Source organism: Caproiciproducens galactitolivorans (assembly GCF_026672255.1).
In the GTDB taxonomy this organism is placed as follows: Bacteria; Bacillota; Clostridia; order Oscillospirales; family Acutalibacteraceae; genus Caproiciproducens; species Caproiciproducens galactitolivorans_A.
Window position 1 is genome coordinate 199,322 of sequence record NZ_JAPOHA010000007.1, and the last position, 6,689, is coordinate 206,010.

Here is a 6,689-nt window from a genome sequence, read left to right on the forward strand (position 1 = left end):
GATAAATTAAATGTCCAGTAACGAAGATAACAAGGACAGGGGAGTAAGCTGTTCGTTCTGCGGGAAACCACAGAATGAAGCGCGCCGCCTGATCGCGGGCCCCGGGGTCTATATTTGTGACGAATGCATTGAGCTTTGCATGTCTATTCTTGACGACGAAAAAAACTTATCCAACCGAAAATCGACCTATGGTGAATCCACAGCCGAGCTGCCCAAACCCTCCGAAATCAAGAAACAGCTCGACGAATATGTAATCGGGCAGGAAAATGCAAAAATCGCGCTTTCCGTTGCCGTATACAACCACTATAAGCGTATTTATTATGGGAATGATGATGTCGAACTGACGAAAAGCAATGTTCTGCTGCTTGGCCCGACCGGTGTTGGAAAAACCCTTTTGGCGCAGACGCTGGCGAAAATATTGGATGTACCGTTCGCCATTGCGGACGCCACAACATTGACGGAAGCCGGTTATGTCGGCGAAGATGTGGAAAATATCCTTCTCCGTTTGATACAGGCCGCCGATTTCGATATTGAGAAAGCCGAACGCGGCATTATCTATATCGATGAAATCGATAAAATTGCCAGGAAGTCCGAAAATCCTTCCATTACACGTGATGTAAGCGGCGAAGGCGTCCAGCAGGCGCTTTTAAAAATTCTGGAAGGCACGATTTCCAACGTTCCGCCGCAGGGCGGAAGAAAGCATCCGCAGCAGGAATTTTTGCAAATTGATACTTCCAATATCCTGTTTATCTGCGGCGGCGCTTTTGACGGCTTAAATAAAATCGTTGAAAAACGCACGGCATCCTCCGCCATGGGTTTCGGCGCTCAGGTTCGAAGCAAAACCGAGCTGGATTCCACCGCATGGATGCAGAGCGTTGTACCGCACGACCTGGTTAAATATGGCCTGATTCCGGAGCTGGTCGGCCGTCTGCCCGTTATTGCAGCGCTTAACGGACTGGATGAAGATGCACTTGTCCGTATCTTGACGGAACCGAAAAACTGTCTGTTGAATCAATATAAAAAGCTGTTCCAGCTCGATAAAGTCGAACTTGAATTTAAGCCGGAAGCACTGAAGGCCATAGCGAAAAAGACGATTGAACGCCGCACGGGCGCAAGAGGTCTCCGGTCGATTATGGAAAACCTGTTAACAGACCTTATGTACAAGGTTCCGTCGGATTACACTGTTGAAAAAGTTTCCATAACCGCGGACACGGTGGAGAAAGGTGCGGAACCGGAAATCGTGTACAATCCCGACCGTAAGCCAGTAAAGATTAAGATAACAACTCCAAGAAAGCGCGGCCGAAAAGATACCGCGTCATAATATAAGTATCTTGGCTGTTGCACGTGGTAGACTGTTGTTATCCACTTGCAGCAGCCATTTCTGCTAAGGAGCAATCTATGAATAACAACCTTGAACTCGAGAAAATTGAAAAAACTTCGATTCCGGTGCTCGCGCTGAGAGGACTGGTTATCTTCCCGGGTATGCTGCTGCAATTTGACGTCGGCAGAAAAAAGTCCATATTGGCGCTGTCCAAGGCGATGGAGGAAAATCAGCAGATTTTTCTTGTCGCTCAGAAGGATCTGAATGATAACGAACCAAACGGAGACGAAATTTATCAGATCGGTATCGTTGCAAAAATAAAGCAGGTCATCCGCCATACCGATGAGGGAATCCGGCTTTTCGCGGAAGGGATGTACCGGGCAAAAATCCAATCCGTAGTGAGCGAAAGCCCGTTTCTCCTTGCGGAGGTTTCTCCCCTTGAAAATGCAGCATACAGGGAAACGCACAAGACGGAGGCCTTGATCCGCTATACGCAGACCTTGTTTGAGGAATATATTCAAAATTATACCCGCATCCCGCCGGATATTATTATCGGCGTCGTTCAGAAGAAGGACTGCGGTGAACTCGCGGATTACATCACCTCGAATATCAGCCTGGATTACGAAAAGAAGCAGCAGATATTGGAAGAGCTTCATCCGGTGAAACGGCTGGAAAAACTGAATGAGATTTTAAAGAATGAAATTCAGGTTCTCTCCATTGAAAGCCAGATCAGCGAAAGGGCAAAAGAGCAGATCGATGAAAATCAGCGCGAATACTTCCTTCGGGAGCAGATGCGCGCGATTTCCAGCGAACTTGGCGATGACGACAATCCGCAGGGAGAAGCAGATGAGCTTCGGGAACGCATCGCCAAAATGAAGCTTCCCAAGCTGCAAAATGATAAACTGATGAAGGAATGCGACCGGCTTGCAAAAATGCCTTACGGTTCCCACGAAGCGAGTGTTATTTTGAGTTACGTGGAAACCTGCCTGGAGCTTCCCTGGAATACCAGCAGCCGGGAACACATCGACTTAAACCGGGCGCAGAAAATTCTTGACCATGACCACTATGGCCTGACCAAGGTCAAGGAGCGTATTATCGAAATTTTGGCCGTTAAAAAGCTTTCCCCTGACATAAAGGGGCAGATTATCTGTTTGGTCGGCCCTCCGGGCGTCGGCAAAACGTCCATTGCCCGCTCCATTGCGAAAGCAATCGGCCGGAATTATGTACGTGTGTCTCTCGGCGGCGTACGGGACGAATCCGATATTATGGGGCACCGCAAAACCTACGTCGGTTCCATGCCGGGCAGAATTGTTGCCGCGCTCAAGCAGGCCGGTACAAACAATCCCCTGATTCTGCTTGATGAAATTGATAAACTGGGAAATGATTTCCGCGGAGACCCTGCGTCCGCTTTGCTGGAAGTCCTTGATTCGGAGCAGAATTCTTCGTTCTTCGATCACTATATCGATATGCCCTTTGATTTAAGCAAGGTCATGTTTATTACGACTGCCAATGATTACAGTGCCATACCGGAACCTTTGCTCGACCGTATGGACGTAATTACGCTCGGCAGTTATACCCATGAAGAAAAGTATCATATTGCGTCAAAGCATTTAATCCCGAAGCAATTGAAAAAGCACGGGATGAACGCCAAAATGTTAAAAATAACCCCGGCCGCGATTCACGAACTGATCGACGGCTATACAAGAGAAGCGGGCGTCCGGAATCTGGAACGCCAGATTGCGTCCATATGCAGGAAATGCGCCAAAAAAATTGTAGAGGACAGCAATACCAAAATAACCGTATCTCCTTCCAATTTGGAAGAACTGCTGGGGCCGAAAAAGTTCAAGAAAGATGAATTGACGAAGTCCGATATGGTTGGCCTTGTCAACGGCCTTGCGTGGACCAGCGTCGGCGGTGAATTATTGCCGATTGAGGTTGCCGTAATGGACGGCACGGGGAAAATCGAGCTTACCGGTTCGCTCGGCGACGTAATGAAGGAATCTGCGCGGACGGCCATCAGCTGTATTCGAACCCGTGCGGCTTCTCTCGGAATCAGCCATGATTTCTACAGTAAATACGATATTCATATCCATGCTCCGGAAGGCGCCATTCCCAAAGACGGCCCGTCCGCCGGCACGGCAATGGCAACGGCAATTACGTCGGCGCTTACGAATATCCCGATTAAGCATGATATTGCAATGACAGGGGAAATTACCTTGCTCGGCAGAGTGCTTCCCATCGGCGGCCTGAAAGAAAAAACCATGGCGGCCTACCGCTCAGGGATTAAAACCGTAATTATTCCCGCCGACAATGTGTCCGACCTGGCGGAAATTGATTCGGTGGTAAAAAATTCGGTTGATTTTCTGCCGGTTGAAAAAATTGATCAGGTCCTCGAAGCGGCTTTGTGCAAACTTCCCGAACCAAAACCGGATAAAAACCCAGATACCGAAATTACGATAAATCCGGTAAAAAAGCAATCGGGCGTTCTGTCGTCCGGTATTCCTCAGTAACGGGGTGACAATGTGAATTTTGAAAAAGCGGAATTTGAGTCGGCGGCCGGATTGCTAAACCAGCTGCCGGACTCCACTGTTCCGGAAATTGTTTTTTCCGGCCGTTCGAATGTCGGAAAATCTTCCCTGATCAATAAAGTGCTGAATCGAAAATCTCTCGCCAGAACCAGTGCAAAGCCGGGAAAAACAGGTACCATTAATTTTTACAAAACACCGGACTGCAGGCTGGTTGATTTACCCGGATACGGGTATGCCCGGGTTTCTCACTCTGAAAAACTTCGATGGGCCGAGCTGGTTGAGGGATATTTTCATGCGCAGCGAAAAATCGGACTGGTGGTTCAAATTATTGATATGCGTCATCAACCAACAGAAGACGATTTGCATATGATCGATTTTTTACTGCATTCCGGGCTTCCTTTCGTGGTTGCCGCAACAAAAAGTGATAAACTGAAGAAAACGGAGCGGGAAACACAGCTTCAGTTACTGAATGAAATCTTCAAACAGCAATTGGAGTTCATTCCCTTCTCGGCGGTCAACGGGGAAGGGGTAGAAGAAATTCGGGCCCGCATTACCGCTGTATGCAGTAAATGACATAAAGGAAACAAAATTTGCTTCTTTTTGATTATAATCTAATCATACTTAACAGATTTTTAAATAATAAACATAAAAAATTTATGAAAAATTAATATTTTTCATCTAAAATAAGGGAGTGATTTACTTTACTTTTGCGCTTTCGTGTGCTAAAATCATATCCTATTAAAAGATTAAGGAGTGAAACTGTTTGAATTCTAAAATTAAGGATGACAGTGTCGACTTTCTATTTAAAGCAATTCTTACTTTAAATACCGTAGATGAATGCTATAATTTTTTTGAAGATTTATGTACGGTTCCGGAAATCAAAGCGATGTCGCAGCGCCTTCTGGTCGCCCACATGCTGAGCACCAAAAAGGTATACAGCGATATTGTCGCCCAGACCGGCGCTTCTACCGCGACCATCAGCCGGGTTAACCGTTCGCTCAATTACGGATGCGACGGTTACGAGCTTGTATTCAATCGGATGGAAAACGGTACGGAGTCAAAATGAGTTATTCAGCCTTTGCCCGCTATTATGACAGCCTTACGCAAAACGTCGGCTATCCGGAAAGGGCGGATTATATCTGTGATCTGCTGAAAAAGCTGAACCATGACGCCGGATTGACCCTCGACCTGGCCTGCGGTACGGGAAGCCTTACCATTGAGCTTGCCAAACGTAAACTGGATGTGTATGGAATCGACGGCTCTGCATCCATGCTTTCCGTTGCACAGCAGAAAGCGGCGGAAAACGGTTTGCAGCTTCTGTTCCTTTGCCAGAAAATGCAGAATATTGACCTGTACGGTACGGTGGATACGGTGATCTGCATGCTGGACAGTATAAACCATTTGACCTTTGAACGCGACGTGCAGAAGGCCTTTTCGCGCGTTTCGCTTTTTTTAAATCCGGGCGGATATTTTCTTTTTGATATGAATACCCTGTACAAACACAAATATGTTCTGGGAAATCATACTTTTGTTTACGATACGGATGAGGTTTACTGTGTCTGGCAGAACCGTTTTGAAGAAAAAACGGGCCGCGTGGGGATAACGCTGGATTTTTTCGAACGGAGCGGCGGTACATACCGGCGGTCTTCCGAACAATTTTATGAACGTGCTTACGATACCCAACGGATTCTTTCCCTGTTGGAACAGGTGGGACTGGAGACGGTTGGTTTATTTGGCGACCTCAGTTTTGAAAAGCCGGACGATCAAGCGGAACGGATTGTCGTTGTGGCAAAAAAAGTTTAAAAGGAATTGTTTTTATGGATAGAATCATCAGATGCATCACCTCGGACGGAGGAATTATGGCGGCGGCAATTGATTCCACTTATCTTGTCGCAACCGCACAGCAGATTCACAAAACCAGCGCAGTCGCTACAGCCGCACTGGGAAGACTGCTTACGGGGACATCGATCATGGGCTCCATGCTGAAAAAGGAAGGCGCCACCGTAACCCTGAAAATAAACGGAAAAGGCCCTCTCGGCACCGTTGTCGCTGTTGCGGACAGTAAGGGGAACTGCCGCGGCTATGTTGAACATCCCGAAGTCGAGCTGCCGCTGAAAGCGAACGGGAAGCTGGATGTCGGGGGAGCAGTGGGAAATGACGGCATTTTGGGTGTGATTCGCGATTTTGGGGAAGGCAATCCCTATATTGGCCAGGTTGAAATTCAATCCGGTGAAATTGCAGAAGATATCACCAATTATTATGCGGTCAGCGAGCAGATTCCCACCGTGTGCGCACTGGGCGTTCTGGTGGATAAAACCGACACACGCCGGATTCTGGCCGGCGGCATGCTGATTCAGGTATTGCCCGGAGCAAATCCGGAAGATACCGACAAGCTGGAAAAGAACGTTCAGAAGCTGGAACCGGTTACCTCCATGCTTGCCAAGGGAATGAGCATTGAAGATATGTGCAGAACCGCTTTAAACGGCTTTGAAATGGAAATCCTTGATGAATTCCCGGTTCGCTATGTCTGCAATTGCAGCCTCGAACGGGTTGAACGGGCGCTTCTCACCCTTTCGCCGGAAGAAATCCTTTCCCTCGCCGGAGACGAAGGATTTGCGGAAATAAAGTGCCAATATTGCGGTCGTGCCTATCAATTGACGAAACAGGATTTAAGCCGTCTTGCTGACCAAAAAAATCAAAATAAATGAAAAAAATGAAAAAATTTGTATTGAAAGTGTTGACAATCTTTACAAGATATAGTATGATATAACACGTCGCTGATAACTGCGACACAGAATGGGAGCATAGCTCAGCTGGTTAGAGCACCTGCCTTACAAGCA

General features: G+C 47.4%; 6 protein-coding genes. All 6 read left to right on the forward strand.

Annotated elements, in window-relative coordinates:
• Window positions 1–10: 10 nt before the first annotated feature.
• The 6 genes from clpX (at window position 11) to hslO (ending at window position 6,557) form a co-directional block, all read left to right on the forward strand.
• Window positions 11–1,321, forward strand: coding sequence for an ATP-dependent Clp protease ATP-binding subunit ClpX (clpX, locus tag OUY18_RS08720; protein WP_268058379.1), 1,311 nt, complete (start codon window positions 11–13; stop codon window positions 1,319–1,321).
• Window positions 1,322–1,398: 77 nt separating this feature from the next.
• Window positions 1,399–3,831, forward strand: coding sequence for an endopeptidase La (gene lon / locus OUY18_RS08725; protein WP_268058380.1), 2,433 nt, complete (start codon window positions 1,399–1,401; stop codon window positions 3,829–3,831).
• 12 nt (window positions 3,832–3,843) lie between these two features.
• Window positions 3,844–4,422 carry a ribosome biogenesis GTP-binding protein YihA/YsxC gene (gene yihA, locus OUY18_RS08730; RefSeq protein WP_268058381.1) on the forward strand — a complete coding sequence of 193 codons (579 nt, stop codon included), beginning with the start codon at window positions 3,844–3,846 and terminating at the stop codon, window positions 4,420–4,422.
• A gap of 190 nt (window positions 4,423–4,612) precedes the next feature.
• Window positions 4,613–4,915: a YerC/YecD family TrpR-related protein gene (locus tag OUY18_RS08735; RefSeq protein ID WP_268058382.1), complete on the forward strand. Its 303-nt coding sequence runs from the start codon at window positions 4,613–4,615 to the stop codon at window positions 4,913–4,915.
• The gene (locus OUY18_RS08740) at window positions 4,912–5,652 is read left to right on the forward strand and encodes a class I SAM-dependent DNA methyltransferase (protein ID WP_268058383.1); all 741 of its coding nucleotides are present in this window, start codon (window positions 4,912–4,914) and stop codon (window positions 5,650–5,652) included. Before OUY18_RS08735 ends, OUY18_RS08740 begins: the two co-directional genes overlap by 4 nt.
• A 14-nt stretch (window positions 5,653–5,666) precedes the next feature.
• Entirely contained in the window at window positions 5,667–6,557 is an 891-nt protein-coding gene (hslO, locus tag OUY18_RS08745) for an Hsp33 family molecular chaperone HslO (RefSeq protein ID WP_268058384.1), read from the forward strand.
• Window positions 6,558–6,689 lie beyond the last annotated feature (132 nt).

Excerpts from the sequence above, each read along its gene's own strand:
- clpX (WP_268058379.1), top strand. The coding sequence starts at position 11 with ATGTCCAGTAACGAAGATAACAAGGACAGGGGAGTAAGCTGTTCGTTC.
- lon (WP_268058380.1), top strand. The coding sequence starts at position 1,399 with ATGAATAACAACCTTGAACTCGAGAAAATTGAAAAAACTTCGATTCCG.
- OUY18_RS08740 (WP_268058383.1), top strand. The coding sequence starts at position 4,912 with ATGAGTTATTCAGCCTTTGCCCGCTATTATGACAGCCTTACGCAAAAC.
- hslO (WP_268058384.1), top strand. The coding sequence starts at position 5,667 with ATGGATAGAATCATCAGATGCATCACCTCGGACGGAGGAATTATGGCG.